Origin of the sequence: Bacillus sp. BS3(2021), from assembly GCF_021043345.1 — a bacterium.
Taxonomy (GTDB): Bacteria; Bacillota; Bacilli; order Bacillales; family Bacillaceae; genus Bacillus; species Bacillus paralicheniformis.
Genome location: NZ_JAJNDM010000001.1, coordinates 697724 through 723883 on the forward strand (window position 1 = coordinate 697724; position 26160 = coordinate 723883).

General features: G+C 48.7%; 24 protein-coding genes and 1 other annotated feature. Of the genes, 21 read left to right on the forward strand and 3 right to left on the reverse strand.

Going from position 1 to position 26160, the window contains the following annotated elements; translation table 11 throughout:
- Genes LQ247_RS03410 through LQ247_RS03470 form a run of 13 tightly spaced genes read left to right on the forward strand, consistent with a single transcriptional unit; the run spans position 1 to position 14221 of the window.
- The gene (locus LQ247_RS03410; RefSeq protein ID WP_025810731.1) at positions 1–1818 is read left to right on the forward strand and encodes a polysaccharide biosynthesis protein; all 1818 of its coding nucleotides are present in this window, start codon (positions 1–3) and stop codon (positions 1816–1818) included.
- A gap of 10 nt (positions 1819–1828) precedes the next feature.
- A complete protein-coding gene (locus LQ247_RS03415; protein WP_039073034.1) occupies positions 1829–2977 on the forward strand; it encodes a glycosyltransferase family 4 protein in 1149 nt (382 codons plus the stop codon).
- On the forward strand, positions 2974–3816 hold the full coding sequence (locus tag LQ247_RS03420; protein WP_020453028.1) for a glycosyltransferase family 2 protein: 843 nt from the start codon (positions 2974–2976) through the stop codon (positions 3814–3816). Before LQ247_RS03415 ends, LQ247_RS03420 begins: the two co-directional genes overlap by 4 nt.
- Positions 3809–4969, forward strand: a complete 1161-nt coding sequence (locus LQ247_RS03425; RefSeq protein WP_101561443.1) for a glycosyltransferase family 1 protein — start codon at positions 3809–3811, stop codon at positions 4967–4969. The genes LQ247_RS03420 and LQ247_RS03425 overlap by 8 nt, the downstream gene beginning before the upstream one ends.
- Positions 4970–4973: 4 nt before the next feature.
- Positions 4974–6077 (forward strand): EpsG family protein, encoded by a 1104-nt coding sequence (locus LQ247_RS03430; protein ID WP_231005572.1) that lies wholly within the window; start codon positions 4974–4976, stop codon positions 6075–6077.
- A gap of 44 nt (positions 6078–6121) precedes the next feature.
- Positions 6122–7153 (forward strand): glycosyltransferase family 2 protein, encoded by a 1032-nt coding sequence (locus tag LQ247_RS03435; protein ID WP_020453025.1) that lies wholly within the window; start codon positions 6122–6124, stop codon positions 7151–7153.
- 11 nt (positions 7154–7164) lie between these two features.
- Positions 7165–8244, forward strand: a complete 1080-nt coding sequence (locus tag LQ247_RS03440) for a polysaccharide pyruvyl transferase family protein (RefSeq protein WP_025810734.1) — start codon at positions 7165–7167, stop codon at positions 8242–8244.
- Positions 8241–9260, forward strand: a complete 1020-nt coding sequence (locus LQ247_RS03445) for a glycosyltransferase (protein ID WP_020453023.1) — start codon at positions 8241–8243, stop codon at positions 9258–9260. The genes LQ247_RS03440 and LQ247_RS03445 overlap by 4 nt, the downstream gene beginning before the upstream one ends.
- The gene (locus LQ247_RS03450; protein ID WP_231005573.1) at positions 9257–10813 is read left to right on the forward strand and encodes an MATE family efflux transporter; all 1557 of its coding nucleotides are present in this window, start codon (positions 9257–9259) and stop codon (positions 10811–10813) included. Before LQ247_RS03445 ends, LQ247_RS03450 begins: the two co-directional genes overlap by 4 nt.
- 20 nt (positions 10814–10833) lie before the next feature.
- Positions 10834–11436, forward strand: a complete 603-nt coding sequence (locus LQ247_RS03455; protein ID WP_025810736.1) for a sugar transferase — start codon at positions 10834–10836, stop codon at positions 11434–11436.
- Entirely contained in the window at positions 11436–12101 is a 666-nt protein-coding gene (locus tag LQ247_RS03460; RefSeq protein ID WP_231005574.1) for an acetyltransferase, read from the forward strand. Before LQ247_RS03455 ends, LQ247_RS03460 begins: the two co-directional genes overlap by 1 nt.
- Entirely contained in the window at positions 12088–13233 is a 1146-nt protein-coding gene (locus LQ247_RS03465) for a DegT/DnrJ/EryC1/StrS family aminotransferase (protein WP_095292176.1), read from the forward strand. The genes LQ247_RS03460 and LQ247_RS03465 overlap by 14 nt, the downstream gene beginning before the upstream one ends.
- Before the next feature lie 10 nt (positions 13234–13243).
- The gene (locus tag LQ247_RS03470) at positions 13244–14221 is read left to right on the forward strand and encodes a polysaccharide pyruvyl transferase family protein (RefSeq protein WP_035337735.1); all 978 of its coding nucleotides are present in this window, start codon (positions 13244–13246) and stop codon (positions 14219–14221) included.
- A gap of 15 nt (positions 14222–14236) precedes the next feature.
- Here the strand turns inward: LQ247_RS03470 and yvfG are convergent, their stop codons facing one another.
- On the reverse strand, positions 14237–14452 hold the full coding sequence (yvfG, locus tag LQ247_RS03475; RefSeq protein ID WP_003185491.1) for a protein YvfG: 216 nt from the start codon (positions 14450–14452) through the stop codon (positions 14237–14239).
- A 73-nt stretch (positions 14453–14525) separates the two neighbouring features.
- Between yvfG and rpoN the strand changes: the two genes are divergently transcribed.
- Positions 14526–15836 carry an RNA polymerase factor sigma-54 gene (rpoN, locus tag LQ247_RS03480; RefSeq protein WP_026580131.1) on the forward strand — a complete coding sequence of 437 codons (1311 nt, stop codon included), beginning with the start codon at positions 14526–14528 and terminating at the stop codon, positions 15834–15836.
- A 33-nt stretch (positions 15837–15869) separates the two neighbouring features.
- On the opposite strand, the gene lutP is transcribed toward rpoN, so the two are convergent.
- Positions 15870–17561 carry an L-lactate permease LutP gene (lutP, locus tag LQ247_RS03485; RefSeq protein WP_020453016.1) on the reverse strand — a complete coding sequence of 564 codons (1692 nt, stop codon included), beginning with the start codon at positions 17559–17561 and terminating at the stop codon, positions 15870–15872.
- A gap of 201 nt (positions 17562–17762) precedes the next feature.
- Here lutP and LQ247_RS03490 point away from each other — a divergent pair, with 201 nt between their 5' ends.
- The 6 genes from LQ247_RS03490 (at position 17763) to LQ247_RS03515 (ending at position 23497) form a co-directional block, all read left to right on the forward strand.
- Positions 17763–18503 carry a FadR/GntR family transcriptional regulator gene (locus tag LQ247_RS03490; RefSeq protein ID WP_020453015.1) on the forward strand — a complete coding sequence of 247 codons (741 nt, stop codon included), beginning with the start codon at positions 17763–17765 and terminating at the stop codon, positions 18501–18503.
- A gap of 130 nt (positions 18504–18633) precedes the next feature.
- Positions 18634–19350, forward strand: a complete 717-nt coding sequence (locus LQ247_RS03495) for a (Fe-S)-binding protein (RefSeq protein WP_231005575.1) — start codon at positions 18634–18636, stop codon at positions 19348–19350.
- A 42-nt stretch (positions 19351–19392) separates the two neighbouring features.
- Entirely contained in the window at positions 19393–20826 is a 1434-nt protein-coding gene (locus tag LQ247_RS03500; RefSeq protein ID WP_025810741.1) for a LutB/LldF family L-lactate oxidation iron-sulfur protein, read from the forward strand.
- On the forward strand, positions 20823–21545 hold the full coding sequence (locus LQ247_RS03505; protein WP_025810742.1) for a LutC/YkgG family protein: 723 nt from the start codon (positions 20823–20825) through the stop codon (positions 21543–21545). The genes LQ247_RS03500 and LQ247_RS03505 overlap by 4 nt, the downstream gene beginning before the upstream one ends.
- Before the next feature lie 336 nt (positions 21546–21881).
- A complete protein-coding gene (locus LQ247_RS03510) occupies positions 21882–22571 on the forward strand; it encodes an ABC transporter permease subunit (protein ID WP_020453011.1) in 690 nt (229 codons plus the stop codon).
- Positions 22571–23497, forward strand: a complete 927-nt coding sequence (locus LQ247_RS03515; RefSeq protein WP_023856326.1) for an ABC transporter ATP-binding protein — start codon at positions 22571–22573, stop codon at positions 23495–23497. The genes LQ247_RS03510 and LQ247_RS03515 overlap by 1 nt, the downstream gene beginning before the upstream one ends.
- Before the next feature lie 153 nt (positions 23498–23650).
- Here the strand turns inward: LQ247_RS03515 and LQ247_RS03520 are convergent, their stop codons facing one another.
- Positions 23651–24124, reverse strand: a complete 474-nt coding sequence (locus LQ247_RS03520; protein ID WP_025810743.1) for a hypothetical protein — start codon at positions 24122–24124, stop codon at positions 23651–23653.
- A gap of 314 nt (positions 24125–24438) precedes the next feature.
- Positions 24439–24695 (forward strand) — a binding site (T-box leader).
- A 61-nt stretch (positions 24696–24756) separates the two neighbouring features.
- Between LQ247_RS03520 and LQ247_RS03525 the strand changes: the two genes are divergently transcribed.
- Positions 24757–26124: an amino acid permease gene (locus LQ247_RS03525; protein ID WP_023856323.1), complete on the forward strand. Its 1368-nt coding sequence runs from the start codon at positions 24757–24759 to the stop codon at positions 26122–26124.
- The last annotated feature ends 36 nt before the right edge of the window (positions 26125–26160 follow it).

The following is a 26160-nucleotide window of genomic DNA, read 5'->3' on the forward strand; positions in this document are numbered from 1 at the left end:
TTGACATATCGGAGAAGGCTTTCCATTATTACCGCACTCGATTCGTACTTGGTTTTGCTGTCCATCTTTATCGGATATCAGCTGATTTCGCCATCATATGATTTATACCCTTCGGAAATGCTGCTGATGACTTCACTGATACTGCTTGGGGCTCAGCATTTATTCGCCCATTGCTTCCACCTTTACAAAAAAGTGTGGGAGTACGCAAGCATCGGTGAATTATATGTGCTGCTTAAATCGATTACCTTGTCCCATCTTGTGACGGCGGTCCTCGAACTGTTTTTCTTTCAAAACGTTCCGGTTCGCCTTTTATGTTTAAGCTGGCTGTTCCAGCTGATCTTGATCGGCGGGTCGCGGATGATGTGGCGCATCATCAGGGAACAGGTGAACAAAGAAAGCAAAGGATCCTTAAAAGCGCTGATTATCGGAGCCGGCTCTGCCGGCAGTTTGATCGCAAAACAGCTTGTGCAAAAGCCGGAATTGAACATTAAGCCTGTCGCATTTATCGATGATGACAAAACGAAATACCGGCTTGAAATCATGGGTTTGCCCGTTTTAGGCGGAAAAGAGCAGATCATGCAGGCGGTCCGGCAGTGGAATATTGACCGGATCATCATCGCCATTCCATCTTTAAGCGTCACTCAGATGCAGGACATGTACAAGGCGTGTGCGCAAACGGGGATCAAAACGCAAATCATGCCGAAAATAGACGAAATTTTGCTCGGCAGACATCCTGTCGGCCAGCTTCGCGATGTCAAAGCGGAAGATTTGCTCGGAAGGGAGCCTGTCCAGCTTGATACAAGCGAAATCTCCAATACGGTCAAGGACCGCGTCGTTCTTGTGACGGGAGCCGGAGGTTCAATCGGCTCGGAAATCTGCCGTCAAATCAGCAAATTTAAACCGAAATCGATTGTTTTAGTCGGGCACGGAGAAAACAGCATTCATTCGATTCTGCTGGAACTGCAGGAGAAGTTCGGAAAGCATGTCGCCTATTATCCGGAAATCGCCGACATACAGGACAGAGAGAAAATGTTTTTGCTGATGGAACGCTACAAACCGAATGTCATTTATCATGCAGCTGCACACAAGCATGTGCCGCTGATGGAAAAATGCCCGAAAGAAGCTGTCAAAAACAATATTCTCGGTACGAAAAACGTCGCTGAAGCCGCCGACGAAACCGGAGTGGAAACTTTTGTCCTGATCTCGTCAGACAAAGCGGTCAACCCTGCCAATATCATGGGGGCGACGAAGCGGTTCGCAGAAATGCTGATCATGAATCTCGGCAAAACGAGCAAAACCAAATTTGTCGCCGTCCGCTTCGGAAATGTTCTCGGCAGCAGGGGAAGCGTCATTCCGATTTTCAAAAAACAAATCGCTAGAGGCGGTCCGGTCACTGTCACACACCAGGACATGACGAGGTACTTTATGACGATTCCGGAAGCTTCAAGGCTGGTTATTCAGGCGGGGGCGCTTGCCAAAGGAAGACAGATTTTCGTGCTCGATATGGGCGAACCGGTCAAAATCGTCGATCTCGCCAAAAATCTCATCCAGCTCTCCGGCTATACGACAGACCAGATCAAAATTGAATTTACAGGCATCCGCCCGGGAGAAAAAATGTACGAAGAGCTGCTGAATCAAAATGAAGTGCTGGCAGAGCAGGTTTTTCCGAAGATTCATATCGGCAAGGCGGTCGACGTCGAGCTAACGGTGCTGAAGACATTCATGGAGGAATTTATGTATTTGTCAGACCGCGAGCTGAGAGAACGCTTGTTCCAAGCGATCGGCCAGCATGAGAAAAAGCTGGTGACAGCGCACTAGGGGGAAGAACATGACAAGAACGGTTTTGTTTTGCGCTACTGTGGATTACCATTTCAAGGCCTTCCACCTCCCATATTTAAAATGGTTTAAAGAGCAGGGGTGGAACGTTCATATCGCCGCAAAAGGAGATATGGCACTGCCTTATACAGACAAAAAATTTGATATCGACATCAGGCGTTCTCCTCTGAATGCAAGCAATATCGCAGCCTATCGGGAGCTGGCGCGCATCATTGACGAAAACCGGTACAGCATCATTCATTGCCATACGCCGATGGGAGGCGTGCTGGCAAGGCTTGCGGCCCGGAAACAGAGAAAAGAGGGAACGAAAGTGATCTATACCGCTCACGGTTTTCACTTTTGCCAAGGTGCACCTTTAAAGAATTGGCTGCTATACTATCCGATTGAAAAAGGGCTGTCCGCTTTGACCGATTGCCTAATCACGATCAATGAAGAAGATTTCGTCCTTGCAAAATGCTTGCGCAAGGCGTTGCGAACAGAAAAAATTCATGGCATCGGCGTCGATACCGAGCGCTTTCATCCTGTCAGCGAAACAGAGAAAATGCTGCTCAGGAAAACATACGGTTTCAAAGAAGACGACTTTATTCTCATATATCCCGCGGAACTGAACGCGAATAAAAACCAGGCGCTGCTCATCGAAACGGCGGCTGCTTTAAAAGATAGAGCCCCAAACTTAAAGCTCGTGTTTGCAGGAAAAGGGCAGATGGAAGAAAAATACCGAAGTCTCGCTGAACAAAAAGGCGTTTCTTCGACCGTCACGTTTGCAGGTTTTCAAAAAAACATCCACGAATGGATTCAGCTTGCCGATGTGTCTGTCGCTTCAAGCATCAGGGAAGGGCTCGGCATGAACCTCCTGGAAGGAATGGCGGCAGGAAAGCCCGCCGTTGCAGCGGACAACCGCGGACACCGGGAAGTTATTCAAGAGGGCGTGAACGGATTTTTGATTCCGCAGGGAGACGCCGGAACGTTCAGCGACCGAATTTTGCAGCTGTACCGTCTGCCTTCTTTGCGAAAAAAGATGGGGGACGCGGGGAGACGAACGGCCGCCGCTTTTTCCCAGCAGCGCACCGTCAAAGAAATGGCGGGCATTTACTCTTCCTTTATGGATCATGAAACAGTTGAAAGGAGGCTGAAAGGATGACAGGGGGTCAAAAGCCGAAAGTTTCTGTCATTATGGGAGTCTACAATTGTGAGGACACGATCGCAGAGAGCATCGAGTCGATTTTAAATCAAACCTATAAAAATTGGGAACTGATTATATGCGACGATGCATCAACAGATGGGACATATGCTGTTGCCAGGCGGTATGCCGATCATTACGCAGATAAGATCAAGCTGATTAAAAACGAGAAGAATCAGCGGCTGGCTGCTTCGCTAAACCACTGTCTCCGGTACGCCGGCGGGAAATATATCGCGCGCCAGGACGGAGATGACATCTCTTTGCCAAGGCGTTTTGAAAAACAGGTCGCGTTTCTTGAATCACAATCTCATTATCATGTCGTCGGCAGCGGAATGATGGCCTTCGACGAAAACGGGATCAGAGGCGTCAGAATGCTTCCTCCCTCTCCCGGGCCGAGAATCATGGCGAAAGGAACGCCGTTTTGCCATGCGACGATCATGATGAGAGCGGAAGTGTACGAGGCGCTGGACGGCTATCGGGTCGGCCGGAGAACAAGAAGGATGGAAGATATCGATTTGTGGCTCCGTTTTTTTGAAGCGGGCTACACGGGCTATAACCTTCAGGAAGCTTTATACAAAGTAAGGGAAGACGAATCGGCGTTTAAAAGGAGAAAGTTCAGCTACTCGATTGACAATGCGTTTATCGTCTTTGCCGCCTGCAGACGGCTGAAGCTGCCGCTCTCAGACTACATTTATATGATGAAACCCATCATCAGGGGGCTCATGCCTCCTTTTATCATGAACAAATACCATAAAAGAAGATTGATGAATGAAGGCGGAGGGGTCGTAAAACATGAATGACGGAAGCGTGAGACCAGAACGGGTGCTTCACATCGTAAGCGGAATGAACCGCGGCGGAGCGGAGACGATGATTATGAATATATACCGCCATACAGACAGGCGGCATATTCAATTTGATTTTATTTCCCACCGGGAAGAAACGTGCGATTATGATCCGGAGATCATCACGCGCGGCGGCCGGGTGTTTTATGTACCAAGCATCGGGCGGTCGGGGCCTCTCGCCTACATCAAAAACATCAGAAGGATTTTGGTTGAGAAAGGGCCGTATGCCGCCGTGCACGCCCATACGGATTTTCAGACGGGGTTTGCCGCATTGGCGGCCAAGCTCGCCGGCGTTCCGGTGAGGGTCTGTCATTCCCACAACACGGCCTGGAAGCCTAACCCCCGGTTTTGGGATACATGGCAGCTCCTCGCATTCCGCCGTTTGATTTTCTCCAGTGCTACGGCTCTGTGCGCTTGCGGCAAAGATGCCGGGCGTTTTTTATTCGGCGGAAAAAAGATGGGCGAAAACGCGGTCCATCTTTTGCAAAACGGGATTGAACTTGACCGCTTCAAAGAAGCGAACGGCGTTTCAAAGACGGATGCAAAAAAGAGCTTCGGCATCAAGGAAGACGCATTGGTTATCGGACATGTCGGCCGTTTTTTTGAACAGAAAAACCACGCGTTTCTGCTCGGGCTTGCCGCTCATTTCAAGAAATCGGGCACGCCTTTTCAAGCGGTGTTCGCAGGTGATGGTCCGCTGCGCAGACAGATGGAAGAAAAAGCCGCCGCTCTCGGTGTAAAAGACGACATTCTGTTTCTCGGCGTCGTCGAAGATATCCCGGCTCTCATGCAGACGTTTGATGTATTTGCCATGCCGTCTTTGTTTGAAGGGCTCCCTCTCGTACTCGTCGAAGCGCAGGCATCAGGGCTTCCTTGTATTGTATCAGACCATATTACAGAGGAAACCGATTTGGGACTCGGCCTGCTGACCCGTCTCAGCTTAAATGCCGGCTTTGAACGGTGGGCTGAGGATATCAGCCGTGCCGCTCAGGCGAAAAAGCCTGCATGGCCGGAGATTGAGAGAAGCCTGGCAGAGAGAGGCTATGATGCAAAAGCAAATTTGGCGAGACTGATGGACATCTATTCAATCTCCGCGGCAGAAGGACAGTGAGTGTATGTCTGTTTACATGTTGAATATGGGGATTGTTTTCATCTGGTCATGGTTTGCGAAAATGTACGGCAGGGAAGATCACAGGCTGCCGACGGGCTACCGTCCGAATGCGATCCTCACCGTCGTTCCGCTCGCGTCTTTGATTATCGTTGCCGGCTTAAGATACAAGGTCGGAACGGATTACCACACCTATATGCTGCTTTACGAATTAGCCGGAAAATACAACAACATTTGGGAGATCTTCGGTTTCGGAACAGATAAGTCGTCGACAGATCCCGGATTTACCGCACTCTTATGGATATTAAACCAGATTTCAGCCGATCCGGCGCTCATGTTTGCCGTCGTTGCCGCGATTACCTATATCTATATCGTCAAGACGCTATATGTGTATGGAAGGCCGTTTGAGTTGAGCATGTTTCTCTTTATCGGCATGTTTCACTATTACGCTTCGTTTAACGGTATTCGCCAATACATGGCGGCGGCCATTCTGTTTTGGGCGGTCCGGTATCTGATCGATGGGAAGCTGGTGCGCTATATGATCGTCGTGCTGATCTGTTTGCTTTTTCATTCTTCGGCTTTGATCATGATTCCTGTCTATTTCATCGTCAGAAGAAAAGCGTGGTCGCCTGTCCTCTGGTGCCTCATGCTCTTATTTTTGGCGGGAACTTTTCTGTATCAAAAATTTTTGTCCGTATTCCTTGTCGTGCTTGAAAACAGTCAATACGGACATTACGAAGAATGGCTGATGAAAAATACGAACGGCATGAACGCCATTAAAATCATCGTTCTTCTTCTCCCGCTCGTACTTGCATTCTGCTTCAGGGAGCAGCTCAGAAAACGCTGGCCCGAAGTCGATTATATCGTCAACCTTTGTCTGATCGGTTTCCTGTTCGGAATTTTGGCGACAAAGGATGTCATTTTTGCGAGGTTCAACATTTATTTCGGGCTCTATCAGCTGATTCTCGTTCCTTATTTTGTACGGATTTTCGAACCGAAATCGAACGCGCTTCTGTATGTTTTGATTTTGATCTGTTACTTCTTATACAGCTTTATGCTCATGCCGTTCGACTCGTCGGTATTGCCTTACAGAACGATTTTTGAACGTTGAATAGCGGAATATCTTGTGAAAATTTCGACAAAGGAGTCATCACATTGGAAAATCCAGCAGTTAGTCTACTGGTCGCTGTTTATAATACAGAAGCTTTTTTGCCGAATTGTTTGCAATCGCTGATCAGCCAGACCTTAAAAAATATCGAAATCATTATCGTTAATGACGGTTCAACAGACGGAAGCCAGAAGATCATTGATCATTACGCCCGAAAGGACGGACGCATCAAAACGATTCGGCAGGAGAATCAGGGCCTCGGCGCTGTCCGCAATAAAGGGATCGAAGCGGCGTCAGGCGAGTTCTTGGCATTCATCGACTCCGACGACTGGATTGAGCCGGACTATTGCCAATCTATGTATGAAAAAGCAAAGGATGAGGATGCCGACCTTGTCATCTGTGATTATGCCGTCGAAATTCAGGATACCGGAAAAACGGTCTGCCCGGACATCGGGAAAAACTATGAAGGAAAGCCGAAAGAGGCATTCATAAAAGCTTTATTAAAGGGTCAAGTAAGCGGCTTTTCCTGGAACAAGCTCTACAGGCGGAGCCTGATTGAGCAGCATAAGCTCGTTTTCCCGCTGCGCGACGAGCTGGAAAACATCGAAGATCAATACTTCAGCTTCAGATGCCTTCTATATGCGAATACGGCGGCGTTCGTGACTAAGCCGCTTTATCATTACAGGGTCCACCTGTCGTCCATCGTCCAAAAGTATCAGGCGGGGCTGTTTGAAGACGGGCTCGCTCTTTATGAAGCGAACCTTGACTGCCTGACAAAGCACGGAGAGCTTCCGGCTTTAAAGGAGGCGCTGCACGTCTTTATCGTCAACCACGGCTGCATCAGTATTTTAAATGAATGCAAGAGCCGAAACCAAAATCCTTCAATAGAAAAATATAAAAATATCCGCAGCATATGCGCCTGTCCGGAATTCAGGGGGAAAATTCCCGCGGTGGACATGTCGGCATTCGATTCGAAGAAGAAGCTTCTCCTTATGCTGATTCGCTTGCGGTTTATGCCGGCAGTGTATGGATTTGCGGCCATTTACCAGAAAATGATCGAGCACAGAATGAAGAAATAGGCGGTGAGGAAATGACCTTTCAGGAACTGAAGATCAATCTTGCAGAATGGCTTTTGCTCAAGGTGAAATATCCTTCTGAATATGTGATGGGAACGCCGGGTTTGAAGCGTTTTGATCAATACAAAGGCAAGAAAAAAATCATTCTGACTTTAATTCCGTCCCATGATAATTTGGGAGATCACGCGATTGCCCTGGCAAGCCGGACATTCATAGAAAACGAGTTTCCCGATTTTGAATTAATTGAAATCGGCATCAACGATATTTACAAACATGCAAAAGCCCTCATCCGCATCCGCCACCCCGAGGATATGGTGTTCATCATCGGCGGAGGAAACATGGGGGATTTGTACCGCAATGAGGAATGGACGAGGCGCTTTATTATCAAAACATTCAAGCATTATAAAATTGTCCAGCTCCCAGCCACCGCGCACTTTTCCGAGACGCCCCGCGGCAAAAAGGAGCTGAAAAGAGCGAAAAAAGTCTACAACTCCCATCGCCGGCTGTTTATGATGGCGCGCGATGATACAACCTATCAATTTATGAAACAGCATTTTTCGAAGCAAACGATTGTGAAGCAGCCTGATATGGTGCTTTATTTAAAGAAAGAACAGCAGTCTGAAAGAGACGGTGTGCTGGTTTGTTTAAGAGAGGATAAAGAAAGCTTTCTCAGACCGGAAGAGCGTGAAAAGCTGATGAAGGCTGTCGGCGACGAATACGGCGGCGTGCAAACTTTTACAACGACGATCGGCAGGAGGGTCAGCCGCATGTCCCGCGAGAAGGAGCTGAATCGGCTTTGGGATCAGCTGAGAGGTGCGGAGGTCGTTGTGACAGACAGGCTGCACGGCATGATTTTTTGTGCGATTACAGGGACGCCGTGCGTTGTGATCCGCTCTTTTGATCATAAGGTGCTTGAAGGCTTTCGCTGGCTGAAAAGCGTTCCTTCGATGAAGCTTGTGGAAAATCCCGATGCGGCAGAGGTTCTCGGCGCAATTGAAGAGCTGATTAAGACCGGTGATTCGTATCGTGAGACTCCGTCAAGGGAGCATTATTTCACAGATTTAAGACAGAAAATTATGGGTGATGTCCAATGAAGCCATTTGTCAGTATCATTGTTCCGATGTACAATGTCGAAGATTATATAGAAGAATGCGTCGATTCCCTGCGCAGGCAGACGCTGAAAAATATTGAAATCATCCTTGTCGATGACGGCTCTCCTGACAGATCCGGGGAGATAGCGAGAAAGTACTGCAGCCTGGATGCCAGAGTGAAAGTGATTCATAAAAAAAACGGCGGGCTGAGCTCGGCGAGAAATGCCGGTCTTCAAGCCGCGACAGGAGATTATGTGGGATTTGTCGACGGTGATGATTTTGTATTGTCTGCCATGTTTGAAAACATGTACGCCGCTGCCAAAAAAGACGACCTTGATATCGTCATGTGCGGGTATCATAAACATTCCGATGCGGAAGACACCTATTTCCCGCCGCCGCTGCCGACCGATCGTCTCTTGTTGAGCTGGGATATTAAACGCGAGCTCAAAAAGGCGCACGAAACCCGCTTCATCTGGTATGTGTGGCGGAATTTGTACAGGCGCGATCTGCTGAAGAAAAACCAGTTGTACTTTTTTGAAGACATTCGTTTTGCAGAGGATTCGCCGTTCAATTTGTACGCCTTTTATGCAGCGAAACGGGTAAGAGCGATCGATGACGGCTACTACATGTACAGGTGCAATCCGGATAGCCTGACGGAGGTGCCGTTTAAACCGTACATGGACGAAAGCCTGAAAAGGCAGTACCGGGCGAAAAGGAGATTCTATGAGACGTTTCAGCTTTTGGATGAATGTGCGGACGATCTGGAAACGTACACATGCAAACATCAAATTCCGATGCTTTTAGCCAATGCCTGTGCGGAACCGAAGCCTTCAAAGCAGGTGAGGCGGCACATTAAAGACATTTTGTCTTACCGGATGGTGCAGTCGTGCGTCAAATCAACGTCTCTCCGCAACCGCAATCTTTTAATCGGCCAACGGCTCGTTTTATTGCTATGCAAGCTGAATATTCCGATCCTGCTCGAATTGTTTTTTAAACGAAATCTGCCCAGTAAGGGATGAGCCTTTTGAATAAGACATTTATTTTGAATCTCGGCGCCAATGTGGCGTCTTTTTTATTATCGGTGCTGTTTTCGATGTGGCTGACGCCTTATGTTATCAAGAACCTCGGTGTTGAGGCGTTTGGGTTTGTCCATCTCACGCAGAATATGATCAATTACTTTTCGATTATTACGGTTGCCTTGAGCGCGGTCGTTGTCCGGTTTTTTTCTGTTTCCGCCCACAGGGGGGCGCTTGATGAAGCGAGGGGCTATATGAATACCTACATCGTTTCATCACTGGTGCTTTCGGTCATCTTGTTTTTTCCGCTTGGCGGCACGGTGTTTTTTATCGATCAGATCATTCGCGTTCCCGCCGGTCTTTTGGGGGATGTGCAGATCGCGCTTTTGATCGGGAGCCTGCTGTTTTTATTGACCTTTGTGATGTCGGGATTTGCCGCCGGTCCGTTTTTTGCCAATAAAATCTATATTACAAGCACGATCCAGGCCGTCCAAATGCTGATTCGCGTCTTGAGCGTATTGTTGATTTTCGCGTGGTTTGCACCGAAGATCTGGCACATTCAGCTCGCCGCTCTTATCGCAACCGCTTCGGCGTGCATCCTGTCGATCTTTTTCTTTAAGAAATTGATCCCATGGTTTACGTTTCGTGTGAGGGATATGTCGTTTGCAAAGTGCAAAAAACTGCTTCAGGCGGGAGGATGGAGCTCCGTCAGCCAAGTCGGCGTCCTGCTGTTTCTGCAAATCGATTTAATGGTGGCGAATGTGATGCTGGGGGTTTCCGAATCCGGCATGTACGCCGCGATCATTCAGTTTCCGCTGTTATTGCGGACGCTTTCGGGAACGCTTGCGGCCGTATTTTCACCTACGATTACACTCTATTATTCAAAAGGCTACAAAGAAGGGCTCGTCCGCTATGCCAACCAGGCCGTCAGAATTAACGGCATTCTGCTCGCTTTGCCGGCTGCGCTTCTGGGCGGGCTTGCCGGCCCGTTTCTGTCGCTGTGGCTTGGCCCTTCATTCGAACATTTGAAATGGCTTTTACTGATACATGCGGGTTATTTGGTTGTTTCATTAAGCCCGGCGCCGCTTTTTTATATTTTTACCGCCTATAACAAGCTGAGAACACCGGCGCTGACCACGGTTGCCTTCGGCGTTGTCAATTTGCTGCTTGCCATCGTGCTGAGCGGACCGGCGGGACTCGGCCTTTACGGAATTGCGCTGGCCGGTGCGGCAGCTTTAATGCTGAAAAATGTCGTCTTCACTCCGATTTATGCGTCAAAGATTACGGGTGAAAGAAAAAGGGTTTTTTATAAAGGTATATACAGGCCGGTTGCCGGTGCTTCATTTACCTTGGCTGTCTGTTACGCTCTTCAATACTTATTTGCAATCGACAGCCTGCTGTCCCTGTTTGTCACGGCGCTTGCTGCGACGGGGACATACGGCCTGTTTGCCTATTTCGTCATGTTGACGAAAGCGGAACGGCATATTGTCACAACAAGGCTCCAAGCATTTCGATGCTCTTTATCCTTCCCGTTTCAAAAGGGATTTTTTAAATAAAAGAAAGGGGTGCGTTTTTCGTGCTTGCGAAACGGTTTTTCGATCTTGCATTGTCGGTTATTTTGCTGATCGCGCTCAGTCCGGCCATGATCCTGACAGCTTGCCTCATCAGATGGAAAATCGGCTCGCCTGTTTTATTTCGCCAAACCCGTCCGGGGCTGAATGGCGAGCCTTTTACATTATATAAATTCAGAACAATGACTGATGAAAGAGATGAAGCAGGCAATCTGCTAAGCGATGAAAAACGGCTGACAAAGACGGGGCGGCTGATCAGAAAAACGAGCCTTGACGAATTGCCGCAGCTGATCAACGTCATCAAAGGAGATCTCAGCCTCGTCGGGCCGCGGCCGCTTTTGATGGAGTATATTCCCCTCTATACGAAGCGGCAATGGAGACGGCATGAAGTCAAGCCGGGCATCACGGGCTGGGCGCAGATCAACGGGAGAAATAAAGTGACATGGGAGGAAAAGTTTGAACTTGATGTCTGGTATGTGGATCATCGTTCTTTTTTGCTTGATCTCAAAATCCTTTTGTTGACTGTCGTAAAAGTCTTGAAGTCGGAAGGCGTCAGCCAGGACCGCCATGTGACAGCAGAAAAATTTACGGGGAGAAGGAATGCCTGATGCAAAATGTGGTGATCATCGGAGCCGGCGGCCATGGGAAAGTCGTTCTGGATCTTGTAAAAGCACGGCCTGATACGGCGCTTGCCGGCATTCTCGATGACCGGTATGCGGAGCTTCATGTCGAGAACGGTCTGTATCGCGGGCCTTCAAGCGCAGCAGAAGAACTTGCGCGATTGCATCCGGACGTGAAGTTCGTCTTAGCTGTCGGTCAAAACGGCATCAGACAGCAGCTGTATGAACGTCTCGGCCTTCCGCTTGACCGGTATGCGGTTTTGATTCATCCGTCCGCCGTGATCAGCGGTTCGGCCCGGATTCAAAACGGCGCCGTTGTCATGGCGTCGAGCGTTATCCAAGCGGATGCCGACATCGGCATCCACACGATTGTCAACACAGGTGTGATCGTCGAACATGACAACCGGATCGGCGATTACGTTCATCTTTCGCCGGGAACGGTGTTAACCGGCGGTGTGACAGTTATGGAAGGCGCTCATCTCGGAGCGGGAACGGCGGTCATTCCCGGAAAGACAATCGGCCGCTGGAGCGTGACGGGAGCGGGATCTTCCGTCATTCTCGACATTCCTGATGATTGTACCGCTGTCGGAGTCCCTGCAAGAAAAATTAAATATCACAGCAGTAAAAAGGGTGAAAAACATGAGTCAGAATAAGCGAATTTATTTATCCCCGCCGCACATGAGCGGAGACGAAGAGCGCTATGTAGCTGAAGCGTTTCGGACAAACTGGATCGCGCCGCTCGGTCCCCTTGTCGATACATTCGAAGAAAAGCTTGCCGCCTATGTGAGGACGTCCGGTGCCGCGGCAGTCAGCTCAGGAACAGCCGCAATCCACCTGGCGTTGAAATTGCTCGGCGTCGGCAAAGGCGATACGGTCTTCTGTTCTTCCTTTACGTTTGTAGCGAGCGCCAATCCGATTATATATGAGCAGGCTGAGCCGGTTTTCATCGATTCTGAACGGGATACATGGAACATGTCGCCCGAGGCGCTTGAACGGGCGCTCGACGAAGCGGAGCGGGCCAGGAATCTTCCGAAAGCCGTCATCGTCGTCAACTTGTATGGCCAAAGCGCGAAAATGGACGAGATTATCGCGATTTGCGATCGATTTGCCGTCCCTGTTATTGAAGATGCGGCCGAATCGCTAGGTTCTGTTTATAAGGGCAGAAAAAGCGGAACCTTCGGACGCTTCGGCATTTATTCGTTCAACGGCAACAAAATCATCACCACATCAGGTGGAGGAATGCTTGTCAGCGATGATGAAGACGCTTTGAAGAAGGCGCGCTTTTTAGCCACTCAGGCGCGCGAGCCCGCCATTCATTATCAGCACGAAAAAGCGGGCTACAATTACCGGATGAGCAATGTCCTGGCCGGAATCGGCATCGCTCAGCTCGCCGTCCTGGATGACAGGGTACACGCCAGACGGGCGATCTTCGAGCGCTATCAGGAGGCGCTCGCCGGTATCGAAGGTATAGAATTCATGCCTGAAGCCGGCATGTCAAACCGCTGGCTCACGACATTAACGTTTGATACAGCAAAGATTCAAACAACACCGGCGGACATCATTGAACAGCTCGCAAATGAAAACATTGAAGCCCGGCCGTTATGGAAGCCGTTGCACAGACAGCCCCTTTTTAAAGGAGCGGCCTTTTATCCGCACGATGACCAAGGCTCTGTCTGCTGCGACTTATTTCAGCGCGGGCTCTGCCTGCCGTCAGGATCAAGTATGACGCGAAAAGAGCAGGACCGGGTGATTCAAATCGTGGCCGACCGGATTAAATATAAATGAGGTGCTAAACATGGCGATTACATATTCCATGGACAGCTTAAAGCATAAGCTGGCAGAAATTTTGGATGTCATCCCAAGACATTCATCAGTCGTTTACTTGGACTACCCGCTCTATGGAAACGTCGGGGACTTATTGATCATGAAAGGAACGGAAGCTTTTTTTGAAGCATACGGCATCAAGGTGCGCGAAAGATGGAATGCAGAGAATTTTATTCCGGGCCGCCGCATTCCAAAGGACGCCATCATCGTTTGTCAGGGGGGCGGCAATTTCGGCGATTTGTACCCTCACTTTCAGCAGTTCAGGGAACGGGTTGTCGAACATTACCCGGACCACCGGATCGTCATTCTGCCGCAGTCGATTTATTATGAACATGAAGAAAATGCAAAAAAAACGCGCGGCATTTTGGCGGCTCACCCGGATCTGCACTTATTCACGCGGGAAAAGGCATCCTTCGAATTTGCTCTCAAGCATTTCGAAGGGGTGAAAAACATCAGAATGATGCCCGATATGGCTCACCAGCTCTGGCCGATCGCGGCACATGCCGAAAAGCCTTCTGAGTCCGTTCTGCGGTTGATCAGAACCGACAAAGAAGCAAACAGCAGCCTGCAAAAAGCAGAGGAGCCGGATACGTACGATTGGAACGTTATCTTGTCAGAAGGCGACAAACGCGGAATCAAACGCTTGCAGACGATCAATGTCCTCAACAAAAAAGCCGGCAACCCGCTGCCGATCGCTTCTTATTGGAAACGCTATTCGGACAGCCTCGTCGACAAATCAATCCGTTTTTTCAACCGCTATGAATCCGTCGTTACTTCAAGGCTGCACGGCCACATCTTATCGTGTCTGCTCGGAAAAGAAAATGTCGTGATTGACAACTCCTACGGAAAAAACGCAAATTACTACAACACATGGATGAAGGATATCCCGAGTACAAAACTGATTCAAAACAATCCGGAAGAAGCAGAAAAACCGCCTGTTCACGTATGACAGGCGGTTTTTCTGCTATGCTTCTTCGCGCTTTACTTTGTTGTAGGCTTCATCCAAATGCTGAATCCGTTTTAAGACGACCGCGTTTTTTGTCAGCTGGTCTTGGACAAGCGTTGACACGACTGAACGGTAGTAGCTGTTCATTGCGTGAATTTTATCCTCATTTGGATGCATTTCAATATGGGTTTTAAAATTTTCTATGAAATAGGGCACAGAGAAAAGTTCTGTCAATGGTAACACTCCTTTTTTAAGTCTATACGGTACGGAACCGATCGTGTAAACTAATAGTGGGAGGGGAGATATGATGAACTTGCATGTACAGCAGCAGCAAACGGCAAAACTTCACTTGACGCAAGGGCTTGCCCAAGCCATTCATATGCTTCAGTATTCGTCGGCCGAGCTGAACAGCCGGATTGACGAACTCTCATTGGAAAACCCCCTGATCGAACGAAAAGACCCCGATATTCCCCGATCATTTTACCATAAAACGAATCGTCATTTGCAAAATGAAGGAATGAGCCGCTCTGAGACGGCGCATTCCCGTGAAGATATCAAAAGCGTCTTGAAACAGCAGGCGCTCGATCTCCGGCTGTCAAACCGGGAAAAGCGGATTTTCAGCTACCTGGTCGAATCCCTTGATCGAAACGGATATGTGACAGAAGACATCGCCTTTATCGCTTCCGAGCTGGCTGTCACCAGAGAAGAAGTGGAAGAAGTCTTGGGCAAGCTGCAGACTCTTGATCCGGCAGGCATCGGAGCGCGGTCGCTTCAGGAATGCATCCTGATCCAATTAAAGCGTCTGCCAAAGGAGACGGCAAAAGCGGAAAAAGTTATTTCCCTATACTTTGACCTGTTTGCCAAAAAAGGATGGAAAGAGCTGTCTGAGAGAGCGGGCCTTTCGCTCTCAGAGCTTCAGGACATACAAGATCTTGTTGCAGAGCTGTCGCCGCGTCCCGGATTGATGTATGGCACGGATGAAGGCGGAGTCTATATCGAGCCTGATGTCATCATTTCAGCCGAGGATGGAAAATTGGTGCTTGAGCTCAGCAGCCGTTCTTTTCCCGATATCCAGCTTAACGCGTTTTACGAGCCGTTTTTGCAGCGCCAGTCAAAAGACGAGGCGACCGTTTATATCTCTGATAAGTTCAAGCAGTGGAAATGGCTCGACAATGCCCTCAGGCAAAGACGGGAAACGATGCGGAGGGTGATGGCGGAAATTATGGTGCGTCAAAAAGATTATTTTTTAAAAGGGAAAGATGAACTGAAGCCGCTCACATTAAAAGAAGTCGCCGATGCCCTCGGGGTTCACGAATCAACAGTAAGCCGTGCAGTCAAAGGGAAAATCGTGCAGACGCCTTTTGAGCTGTGCGAGCTTAAACGGTTTTTTTCGGCGAAGGTAAAGGATGCCGCTGACGGACATACGTCAAGTCACACAGTCAAAGCGCATCTTCGTCGGCTGATCGATGAAGAAAATAAAATGAAACCGCTTTCAGATCAGAAGCTGGCCGACCTTTTAAACGAAAAGCACGGCATCGTCATATCGAGGCGGACCGTCGCCAAATACCGCGATCAGCTTAATATACTGCCTTCGTCTGTCAGAAAGAGATATCAATAAAGAAGCCGTCCGGCACGAACGCCGGCGGCTTTTTTACGGGATCATCCACGCAAACAGGTGATGCTGCAGGAACGTGATCATGCAAACCAGGAACAGAAGAAACAGGCTGTGTTTCAGTGTAAAGCGCAGCAAATCGGATTCCTTTCCTGCCAGTCCGACGGCTGCGCAGGCGACAGCAATCGACTGCGGAGAGATCATCTTTCCGGTGACGCCGCCCGAAGAGTTGGCCGCCACAGACAGCACCGGCTCCATTCCGACCGACTGTGCCGTCACTTTTTGCAGACTGCCGAACAGCAAATTGGCCGACGTATCTGAACCGGTTATAAAGACGCCGAGCCAGCCGAGAACGGGAGAAAAGAATGCGAACATTGAACCCGTCATCGCAAGGGACATGCCAAGTGTTGTGCTCATGCCCGAAGAGTTGGTGACATAGGCAAAACCGACAACGGAAGCGATCGTTAATATCGGCTTGCCGAGTTCTTTCAGCGATTCTGTAAACACGGCGCCCCATTCTTTCCAAGGCATGCCTGTGACAAACTTTGTCAGTACGGCGGCAATCAGGATCGCCGTTCCCGCAGATCCGGCGAGATCAAGTTTATAAAGAGCTTCAAGCGGTTTTCCGGAGCCATCGAGAATTTGATTGTGCAAAAAAGGCACACCGGGCGCGAACGTCAGCCTGCCGCCGATATCACTAATGAACAGCAGCAATGGATTTGACCCTTCGTAATGGCCTGTCAGCGCCTGTTTGACAGCTGGAATTCCCCAGATGGAGACCATTGCCGTGAGCAGCAAAAACGGTGTCCACGCCTTGAAAATCTGCCCAGCCGAGTATGAGGCCTTTTGATGTTCAAGCTGCTGCGCCTCCGCGGCAGCGGCCATTTCCTTTTCATGTGAAAATCTGAATATCGTTTTCGGTTTCCAAAATTTTAAGAATACAGCGAGCGCGATAAGCGATACGATGGCTGACAAAATATCCGGGAGCTCAGGCCCCAGAAAGTTTGAGCTTACATACTGTGTAACGGCAAAAGAGACACCCGACACGAGAATCGCCGGCAGCACTTCCCAAGCCCTTTTCAAGCCGCTCATGATGATAATCAAATAAAACGGAATAAATACAGATAAAAACGGGAGCTGGCGTCCGACCATTTTTGAAATGTCCATCGCAGGAATCCCCGTCGGCCCTTCAACCGCGATAATCGGAATGCCGATCGCTCCGAAAGCGACAGGCGCCGTGTTAGCGATCAGGCATATGCCCGCCGCGTACAACGGATTGAAGCCGAGGCCGACAAGCAATGCGGCCGAGATTGCGACAGGGGCGCCGAAGCCTGCCGCTCCTTCTAAAAACGCCCCGAATGAAAACGCTATCAAAAGTGCTTGCAAACGGCGGTCATCTGTGATCGATAATACCGAGCTCCTGATGATTTCAAATTGGCCGGTTTTGACTGTAAGCTTGTACAAAAAAACGGAAGTCACAATGATCCAGCCGATCGGAAGCAGCCCGTAAACCGCCCCTTGTGAAGCCGACATCACAGCCTGATGAGCGGGCATGCCGTATACGAAAACGGCCAGCGCGAGCGCAATCAGCAAAGTCGACACACCCGCTGTATGCCCTTTCATTCTTTTGATTGCCAGAGCCCAGAAAAAATACAAAATCGGTATAAGCGCTGCAAGCGAAGAGAGCAGCAAACTGTTCCCCAGCGGAGTATAATCTTGCGTCCATCCCATCTCCAATTCCCCCTTTGTTCAAAGTCTCACTCAGTCATCTGATGACATGATGATAAGACTGATCATTTAGCATTATATTTCTCAATGTCATAAATTACAATCTTTTTTTGCATGGAGCCGAAGTCTATATGTTCTGGACGGAAAGAACGGTATAATAAAAAATAGCGCATCATGCCCAGTCTGGTTACGAGGTGAAAAAAGTTGAAATACAAACAAATCAAGACGAAAAAAATATACGAAGAAGTCGCAGAAGCGCTTCTTGAATCGATTAAAAGCGGAGAGCTTGAGCCAGGTGATAAGCTTGACTCCGTTCAGGCGCTCGCCGAAAGCTTTCAGGTCAGCCGTTCGGCCGTCAGGGAAGCGCTGTCTGCGTTAAAAGCGATGGGGATGGTCGAAATGAAGCAGGGGGAAGGAACGTATGTGAAAAGGTTTGAGCCTGAGCAAATTTCCATCCCCCTTTCGGCTGCGCTTTTGATGAAAAAGAAAGACGTCGCTGAACTGCTCGAAGTCCGTAAGATTCTTGAAATCGGAGCTGTTTCAAGTGCGGCTCAAAAACGCACAGAAGAAGATCTCGGGCGCATGCAGGCCGCACTTGAGGATATGAAGCAGGCGGATGGGAACGGCGAACTTGGCGAAAAAGCCGACCTCGCGTTTCATCTTGCGCTTGCCGGCGCCTCGCAAAACGATCTGCTGAAAGGCTTGATGAATCATGTGTCATCACTCTTAATTGAGACGATGAGGGAGACGCGCAAAATTTGGCTGTTCTCGAAGAACACAACCGTTAAGCGCCTTTATGAGGAACACGATGCCATCTATCAGGCTGTGATGGAAAAAGACGGCCAAAAAGCAGAACAGGCGATGCACAATCATCTGACGAATGTGGAAAATGTGCTGGCCTCATATTTTGAAGAAACGAAACAGGCCGACGAGCCGGCCATATAAGCAGCGGCCCGAGTGAAAACGAAAAAGAAACCCCTTTCAAAAAATTTTACCAAGGTGTAAGATGGAGAAAGAGGGTTTTCTAACCAAGTCATCAGATGACCTGATTTATCGGGTTGGAGAGGGGATCAAGATGAAAGTATCACTGTTTATCACGTGTTTGGTTGACATGTTTCAGTCAAATGTCGGAAAAGCGACGGTTGAACTGCTTGAGCGGCTCGGATGTGAAGTGGATTTTCCCGAAGGGCAGATCTGCTGCGGCCAGCCTGCGTACAACAGCGGCTATGTCAAAGATTCCAAAAAAACGATGAGACGGATGATTGAGACATTTGAATCAGCCGAATACGTCGTCAGCCCTTCAGGATCGTGCGCTTTTATGTTCAAAGAGTATCCGCACCTTTTCCGGGATGAGCCGGCCTGGGCGGAAAAAGCGCAGCGGCTGGCTGACAAAACGTATGAGCTGACCGATTTTATCGTCAACGTTTTGAAGGTTGAAGACGTTGGGGCGACACTTGAGAAAAAGGCGACTTATCATACGTCATGCCATATGACAAGGCTTTTGGGCGTCACAGACGCGCCGATGAAGCTCCTTCGGCATGTGAAGGGACTGGAGTTCACGCCGCTGCCGCGCAAACACGACTGCTGCGGATTCGGGGGGACTTTTTCGGTGAAGATGTCGCAAATATCCGAACAGATGGTCGATGAGAAAGTGGCGTGTGTCGAAGAAACCGCCGCAGATGTGTTAATCGGGGCGGACTGCGGCTGCTTGATGAATATCGGCGGACGGATCGGGAGAAAGAACAAGCCGATTGAAGTCATGCACATCGCAGAAGTGCTGAACAGCAGATAAACAGACATCCGGTCATTTCACAGATAGAGGGGGACATTCGTTATGGCAATGAAGATCGGAACGCAGAAATTTAAAGAGCGCGTATCAGACGGGCTCGAAAACGAGTTTATGAGGGGGGCTGTTTCAAGTGCGCAGGAGCGCTTGAGAGCGCGCCGTCTTGAGGCGGCGGAAGAGCTCGGGAACTGGGAAGAATGGCGGTCTCAGGCCGAGGAAATCAGGCAGCACGTGCTCGAAAACCTGGACTACTACCTAGAACAGCTCGCCGAAAATGTCGCCAAAAAAGGCGGGCACGTATTCTTTGCACAGACGGCTGAAGAAGCGACAGGCTATATCCGCGATGTCGTGAAAAAGAAAAACGGCAAAAAAATCGTGAAATCAAAATCAATGGTGACCGAAGAAATCAACATGAACGAGGCGCTTGAACGCGACGGCTGCGAAGTGGTCGAAACCGATTTGGGCGAATACATCCTCCAAATCGATGATCATGATCCGCCGTCACATATCGTCGCACCTGCTTTGCATAAAAACAAAGAGCAAATCCGCGACGTCTTCAAAGAGCGGATCGGCTACCGCAACACCGAAAAGCCGGAAGAGCTTGTCATGCATGCGCGCGCCGTGCTCAGAAAGAAATTTCTCGAGGCTGACATCGGCATTACGGGCTGCAATTTTGCGATTGCCGATACGGGGTCTGTCAGCCTTGTCACAAACGAGGGAAACGGACGTCTCGTCACGACCGTTCCGAAGACGCAGATTACCGTGATGGGGATGGAGCGGATCGTCCCTTCATTCGACGAGTTTGAGGTTCTCGTCGGCATGCTCACAAGAAGCGCGGTTGGACAGCGGCTGACAAGCTATATCACGGCGCTGACAGGGCCGCGGCTGCCCGGTGAAGCGGACGGACCCGAAGAGTTTCACCTCGTCATCATTGACAACGGGCGTTCGAACATTCTCGGAACGGAGTTTCAATCCGTCCTCCAATGCATCCGCTGTGCGGCCTGCATCAATGTTTGTCCCGTATACCGCCATGTCGGCGGGCATTCTTACGGTTCGATCTATTCAGGCCCGATCGGAGCCGTATTGTCGCCGCTGCTCGGCGGATATGACGATTATAAAGAACTGCCGTACGCCTCTTCGTTATGTGCGGCATGCTCTGAAGCATGTCCGGTAAAAATCCCGCTTCACGAACTGCTTCTGAAGCACCGGCAGCGCATCGTTGAAAAAGAAGGGCGCGCACCGATATCCGAGAAGCTCGCGATGAAAGCGTTCGGCTTGGGAACTTCTGCGCCATCTCTATATAAAATGGGCTCCAAATGGGCGCCGGCAGCCATGAAGCCGTTTAACGAAGACGGCAAAATAACGAAGGGACCGGGTCCGTTAAAACAGTGGACCCAGATTCGCGACTTCCCCGCGCCGAACAAGTCAAGGTTCCGCGACTGGTTTGAGGACAGACGGAAAGAGAAAGGGGAAGACAGATGACAAACGGAACAATCCAAAATAAAGACGGCTTTTTAAACCGGATTGCGGAAAGGCTCGGCCGCAACAGGCGTTCGGCAGGTGTCACCGTTCCCGATTATACGTATCAGCCGCAGCACCGGGTATATCAAGGCTATACACAGGATGAGCTTGTCGGCGTCTTAAAGGACCACTGCCGGAAGATTCATACGGAGCTGATTGAAACGGATATTATCGGCTTGCATGATGCCTTGTATGAACAAGCATCACGATTTGGAGGCGGGCCTGTCATCATTCCGAAAGATGACCGTTTTAAAGAGTACGGACTGTCAGGCCTGTTAACAGACAAGTGGCCGAATGAGGGGACAAAAGTGTGGGAATGGAATGCAGCGGCCGGAGATGAAAATATCCAGCGGGCCGAACAGGCTAACATCGGCGTGACATTCAGCGAGATCACGCTTGCTGAATCCGGAACGGTCGTCCTCTTCAGTTCAAAAGACAAAGGACGATCTGTCAGCTTGCTGCCGACGACATATATCGCGATCGTCCCGAAAAGCACCATCGTCCCGCGGATGACACAGGCAAGCGCAATGATCAAACAAAAGGTTGCAGACGGCGACGTCATCCCGTCCTGCATCAACTATGTCACTGGACCGAGCAATTCAGCCGACATCGAAATGGACCTTGTAGTCGGTGTCCACGGCCCGGTAAAAGCGGCATATATTGTCGTGACTGACCGGTAATTAGACGATAACAAAAAGATTAGCCTCATGCAGAGCTAATCTTTTTTTATTTAGCGATATGACAATTCCGGCATATCCCGATTTTCCGCATCATTCCACTTTTTTGGCCGGTTATAAAATAGCGGAACTTGTTATATTAAAATGGTATTTTTATCAGTTTTCCGGCTCTGTATCCCCATTTCTGCCGCTGGTTCAAGCCACTTGCATCTCATTTATGATTCTCGGAAACACCCCTGTAAGAAATAGCCTATTAAAATTTAAGGTAATGTTAAGGATAAGATTATTTCCCGATAATGTTCACTCACTATAATGGAGAATAGTGAAGGAGTGACTCGTATGCGGGCGGTATGTCTGAATGAATTTATCAGTCTTTTTAAAAGCATCAAGTCGATTATTGTCATTATTATTATGTTTTGGGTGAGCTATAAGACTGCAGGATTGATCGAACAGGCGCCTGCGGACTTCGTGCGCGAATTGGATTTAGGAAGCGATGCAAACGCAATCGGAACGGCCGTTATTGTTTTCGCTCTCGGTTTCCTGTTTATCGCTGGACTTTCTCATGACATGATCAACCGCGAAGTCCATGCCCGGACGGTCAGATTTCTTGTGACGAAAACGTCGCGGATCAAGATCATTCTGGGAAAGTTTTTTGGCGTCTGGCTGTTTTGGTTTTTCTGCATGCTCGTTTCGTACACCTTGGTGATGATCGCCTCAAAAGAGTTTTTATGGATGAGTTATGCAGACAGCATGGCGTTTCTTACAGCTGCAATCTCTTTGAACCTTTTATTTTCAATCGTGATTTCAAGGCCCGCCATGTCCATGTTTTTCGGAATCGTGTTTGCGCTCGTCTTTCCCGCGGTCAGCTTATGGACTGTTTATTCAGAGAACGGCATGATCACCTGGTTTAAATATTTAACACCGTACTATTACTCCGTGCTGGGCGGTTCTTTTGTTTTCATCAACTTTGTCTACGCGGCCATCGTTCTTTGCGGTGCGATCGTTTTGTTTAAAAGGAGAGATTTATAATGGATGTGGTGATCGAGGCAAAAGGGCTGATGAAAAGCTACGGGGCTAAAACCGTCGTCAATCATGTCGACCTCCAAGTCGAAAAAGGAGAGATTTACGGTTTCCTCGGCCGTAACGGTGCGGGGAAATCTACGTTCATGAATATGATCACAGGCATTATCGAGCCGACAGCCGGCAGTTTTCTGCTGTTAAATGATGCTTCGATTGAAAACGTCAAGCATCGCATCGGCGTTTTACCTGATTATTTGACCCTCTATGATTCAATGACAGCAGTCGGGCATTTGAAGTATTTTGCAAAGCTGAACGGACAAGCCGTATCGACTGAGCGGTGCGAAGAAGTCTTAGAGAGAGTTGGGTTCACTGAGCATGCTGAAAAAAAATCGGGCGCCTATTCATTCGGTATGAAAAAAAAGCTCGGCATCGCCCAGGCGATCATCCACGACCCCGAGCTCATCTTTTTGGATGAACCGACATCAGGTGTCGATGCCGAATCGGCCCTGCACATTCAAAAGCTGATTATGGATTTGCAAAAAGAAGGTAAGACGGTATTTATGACATCACACAACCTGCATGAGATAGAGAAAATCTGTACGCGAATCGCCATCATGAAAAACGGCCGCATTTTAATAGAAGGCACGCTCGATGAATTAAGGAGGCATTTCATGTCGAACATAAGCGTTCACATTCGCCATTCGACTATTCCCGATCAGCATTTCGGCCTGATCGACCGTTTTCTTGAGTCAGCTGGTGAAAACGTTCAATTCAATCACCACGAGATTTCGATCACCGTCAATTCAGAAGAAAAAATTCCCGCCATTGTCAGAGTATTAACGAACTGCAAAGTGGGAATCTACAGAATTCACGTCGATGAACCGTCGCTTGAAGACATCTTTTTGGACAGCTCTGAGGAACGCGTTGTTTCTTGACAGAAAGAATTTGATAGGAATGAACCCGGATCTGTTCGGGCATCATGCCTTTAGTCTTGCAGATGCGAATGGCGTCAATGGATAGATCTATTAAATGCCCGAACAAAAAAACGCCTTTGAATAAAGGCGTTTTCCATAAGGGGCGCTCGGTTTCTAGTATTTCCCCAAAATCGACATGTCGCCGGTCGTTTCTTCATCAATGACATTTCCGTCTTGGTCCATCTTGACGAAATACCTGCCTCCGTTTGTGACGTTTTTGTACTCGGTTTCCGAAGTGCCGTCATCGTTTTGTGTGAATTCAAATTGAACATCAGCGATAAGAGTGTTGCTGTTGAGGTCGACATAGTAGGAATGGAAGCTGACATGGCTCCAGTCGTCTTTTTCGGCGGGGATGTCTGATATGACGCCGACTTTTTCAGCGGGATCATTGACAATCACGCCGTAATCCTTCTGCAAATTGCCGGTTTCAATATCAGCGTCGTTTAAAATCTCTTTCATCTGGCTAAATTCAGCATCTGTAGGTGTTGTATATCTGTCTTCAGGAATGTTTTTCGCAAAGCTTACGGACGATGAACCAAAGACGAGCGTCAATACGGACAAGATCACCATAAACGAAAGTTTTTTCACGTTCTCTTCCTCCTTTAGCTGAAGTGATGATTCGGTTCACACTCTATCATCGTTAAAATATTTTGTAAAGTTTGAATAATATTTCAATTTAACTATTTTTTTCGGGGGAAATTCGCCGATTTTTATATTTCCCTCTTCTGGGGAATGCTCCATCATTATGAAAGTTGTGCATATCTTCCCTTGTATTTTCCAATGGGAAAGGCGATTTTCCTTGAAAAAAGAGAAAAATTTTAATTTTTATTTTTTGGCAGTGGATTTGATGTTGACAAAGTCAAGATCGGCACGTATATTATATGAATATATTTCAGGCAGAAGAAAACACAATGAACGGGAGCAGTAAAAGATCGGCATTGGCAAAGAGAGCTGCGGGTAGGTGCGACGCAGACCAATGAACCTTTGAACTCGCCCGGGAGTGGACTGGCTAAAGGACGGACATCAATTCCTGAGGACATTACGATTAACCTTCGTTAACAGGTTTGCACAGCATGGCTGTGCATCGCAAAGCTGGATTCTTGGCATAGAATCAAAAAGAGTGGTACCGCGGTAAGCTTCAAAGCTCATCGTCTCTTTATCTTCAAATCGAAGAGGGAGACGGTGAGCTTTTTTCATTTTACTAGAGGAAGTGAACATAGATGGAGAAAGACATGCAGAAGCTCGAGCGCACAATGACATCGCGGCATATTATGATGATGGCATTGGGCGGAGCCATTGGAGCAGGATTATTTAAAGGAAGCAGCAAAGCGATCGATTTGGCGGGGCCTTCGGTCATGATCGCCTACTTGATCGGCGGCGTGATTTTGCTGTTTATCATGCAGGGGCTTGCCGAGATGGCTGTCCGAAACAGTGAAGCCAGAACATTCAGGGATCTCGTTCAATCAATATTAGGGCCGTATGCCGCTTATTTTTTAGACTGGATATACTGGAAAATGTGGGTTCTCAATATTGCGGCAGAGGCTGTTGTCGCCGCGATATTTTTGCAGTACTGGCTGCCGGGGCTGCCGATCTGGGTGCTGGCGCTGTTCGTTTCACTCGTCATTACGAGCGTGAATTTGCTTTCTGTCAAAAGCTTTGCCGAGACGGAATACTGGCTTGCCCTTATTAAAATCACAGTGATTGTCGTCTTTATTATATCCGGATTTATCTTGTTATTTTTCTCTTTTGGACAACACTCAGCTGTTGGTTTTACTCATTTGACAGACCATGGCGGCTTCTTCCCGAATGGCGCCGGAGGGCTGATTACAGCCATGCTAGTTGTGATCTATTCCTACGGCGGAACCGAAATTATCGGGGTGACACTGGCGGAAACCAAAAACCCTGAGAAGGTCGTGCCTAAAGCTGTGCGTGGAACGTTGACGCGCATTATTGCTTTTTATCTTCTGCCGTTTTTCGTGATCGTCAGCTTGATTCCATGGAATCAAGTCAACGGTGTGTCGGAGAGTCCTTTTGTTATGGTCTTTAAGATGATCGGCATTCCCGGAGCCGATCATTTGATGAATGCGGTCATTTTACTGGCGGTCATTTCTTCGATGAACTCAGGGCTTTACGGCGCCTCCCGAATAATGTATACACAGGCATCAGACGGAAGAATGCCGAAAATCTTTTCGAGACTTTCCATGAGAAAAGTGCCGGTTTATTCGATTCTATTATGTACTTCTTTCTTATACTTGGGCGTATTGTTTTCACTGTTTGCCGGCAGCCAAACATTTGAATATTTGATGGGGTCTCTCGGCTATACCGTCCTTGTGATCTGGATGCTGATTGCCGCTGCCCATTTAAAATCGAGGAAACGGAATCAAACAGCGGGGAACGGCTACTATGTCAAATGGTTCCCTTATACGACTTGGCTGGCAATCATTTCACTGACAGCGATACTGATCGGTGTCATCCTGACCACATCGATTGTCATTACATTGGTGACGGCGGGAATCTATCTGCTCATTAGCGCTGCTTATTTCTTTAAAGGAAGGAACCAGACAGCCGGCCAAACGTCCGCTTCTTAAAAAAAAGCTTGCCTCCGCAGGGAGGCAAGCTTTTAA

What these genes read in the sequence shown, in the direction of transcription:
- LQ247_RS03415 (WP_039073034.1), top strand. Translation starts at nt 1,829, where the DNA reads ATGACAAGAACGGTTTTGTTTTGCGCTACTGTGGATTACCATTTCAAG.
- LQ247_RS03420 (WP_020453028.1), top strand. Translation starts at nt 2,974, where the DNA reads ATGACAGGGGGTCAAAAGCCGAAAGTTTCTGTCATTATGGGAGTCTAC.
- LQ247_RS03425 (WP_101561443.1), top strand. Translation starts at nt 3,809, where the DNA reads ATGAATGACGGAAGCGTGAGACCAGAACGGGTGCTTCACATCGTAAGC.
- LQ247_RS03430 (WP_231005572.1), top strand. Translation starts at nt 4,974, where the DNA reads ATGTCTGTTTACATGTTGAATATGGGGATTGTTTTCATCTGGTCATGG.
- LQ247_RS03440 (WP_025810734.1), top strand. Translation starts at nt 7,165, where the DNA reads ATGACCTTTCAGGAACTGAAGATCAATCTTGCAGAATGGCTTTTGCTC.
- LQ247_RS03445 (WP_020453023.1), top strand. Translation starts at nt 8,241, where the DNA reads ATGAAGCCATTTGTCAGTATCATTGTTCCGATGTACAATGTCGAAGAT.
- LQ247_RS03450 (WP_231005573.1), top strand. Translation starts at nt 9,257, where the DNA reads ATGAGCCTTTTGAATAAGACATTTATTTTGAATCTCGGCGCCAATGTG.
- LQ247_RS03460 (WP_231005574.1), top strand. Translation starts at nt 11,436, where the DNA reads ATGCAAAATGTGGTGATCATCGGAGCCGGCGGCCATGGGAAAGTCGTT.
- LQ247_RS03465 (WP_095292176.1), top strand. Translation starts at nt 12,088, where the DNA reads ATGAGTCAGAATAAGCGAATTTATTTATCCCCGCCGCACATGAGCGGA.
- LQ247_RS03470 (WP_035337735.1), top strand. Translation starts at nt 13,244, where the DNA reads ATGGCGATTACATATTCCATGGACAGCTTAAAGCATAAGCTGGCAGAA.
- rpoN (WP_026580131.1), top strand. Translation starts at nt 14,526, where the DNA reads ATGAACTTGCATGTACAGCAGCAGCAAACGGCAAAACTTCACTTGACG.
- lutP (WP_020453016.1), bottom strand. Translation starts at nt 17,561, where the DNA reads ATGGGATGGACGCAAGATTATACTCCGCTGGGGAACAGTTTGCTGCTC.
- LQ247_RS03495 (WP_231005575.1), top strand. Translation starts at nt 18,634, where the DNA reads ATGAAAGTATCACTGTTTATCACGTGTTTGGTTGACATGTTTCAGTCA.
- LQ247_RS03500 (WP_025810741.1), top strand. Translation starts at nt 19,393, where the DNA reads ATGGCAATGAAGATCGGAACGCAGAAATTTAAAGAGCGCGTATCAGAC.
- LQ247_RS03505 (WP_025810742.1), top strand. Translation starts at nt 20,823, where the DNA reads ATGACAAACGGAACAATCCAAAATAAAGACGGCTTTTTAAACCGGATT.
- LQ247_RS03510 (WP_020453011.1), top strand. Translation starts at nt 21,882, where the DNA reads ATGCGGGCGGTATGTCTGAATGAATTTATCAGTCTTTTTAAAAGCATC.
- LQ247_RS03515 (WP_023856326.1), top strand. Translation starts at nt 22,571, where the DNA reads ATGGATGTGGTGATCGAGGCAAAAGGGCTGATGAAAAGCTACGGGGCT.
- LQ247_RS03525 (WP_023856323.1), top strand. Translation starts at nt 24,757, where the DNA reads ATGGAGAAAGACATGCAGAAGCTCGAGCGCACAATGACATCGCGGCAT.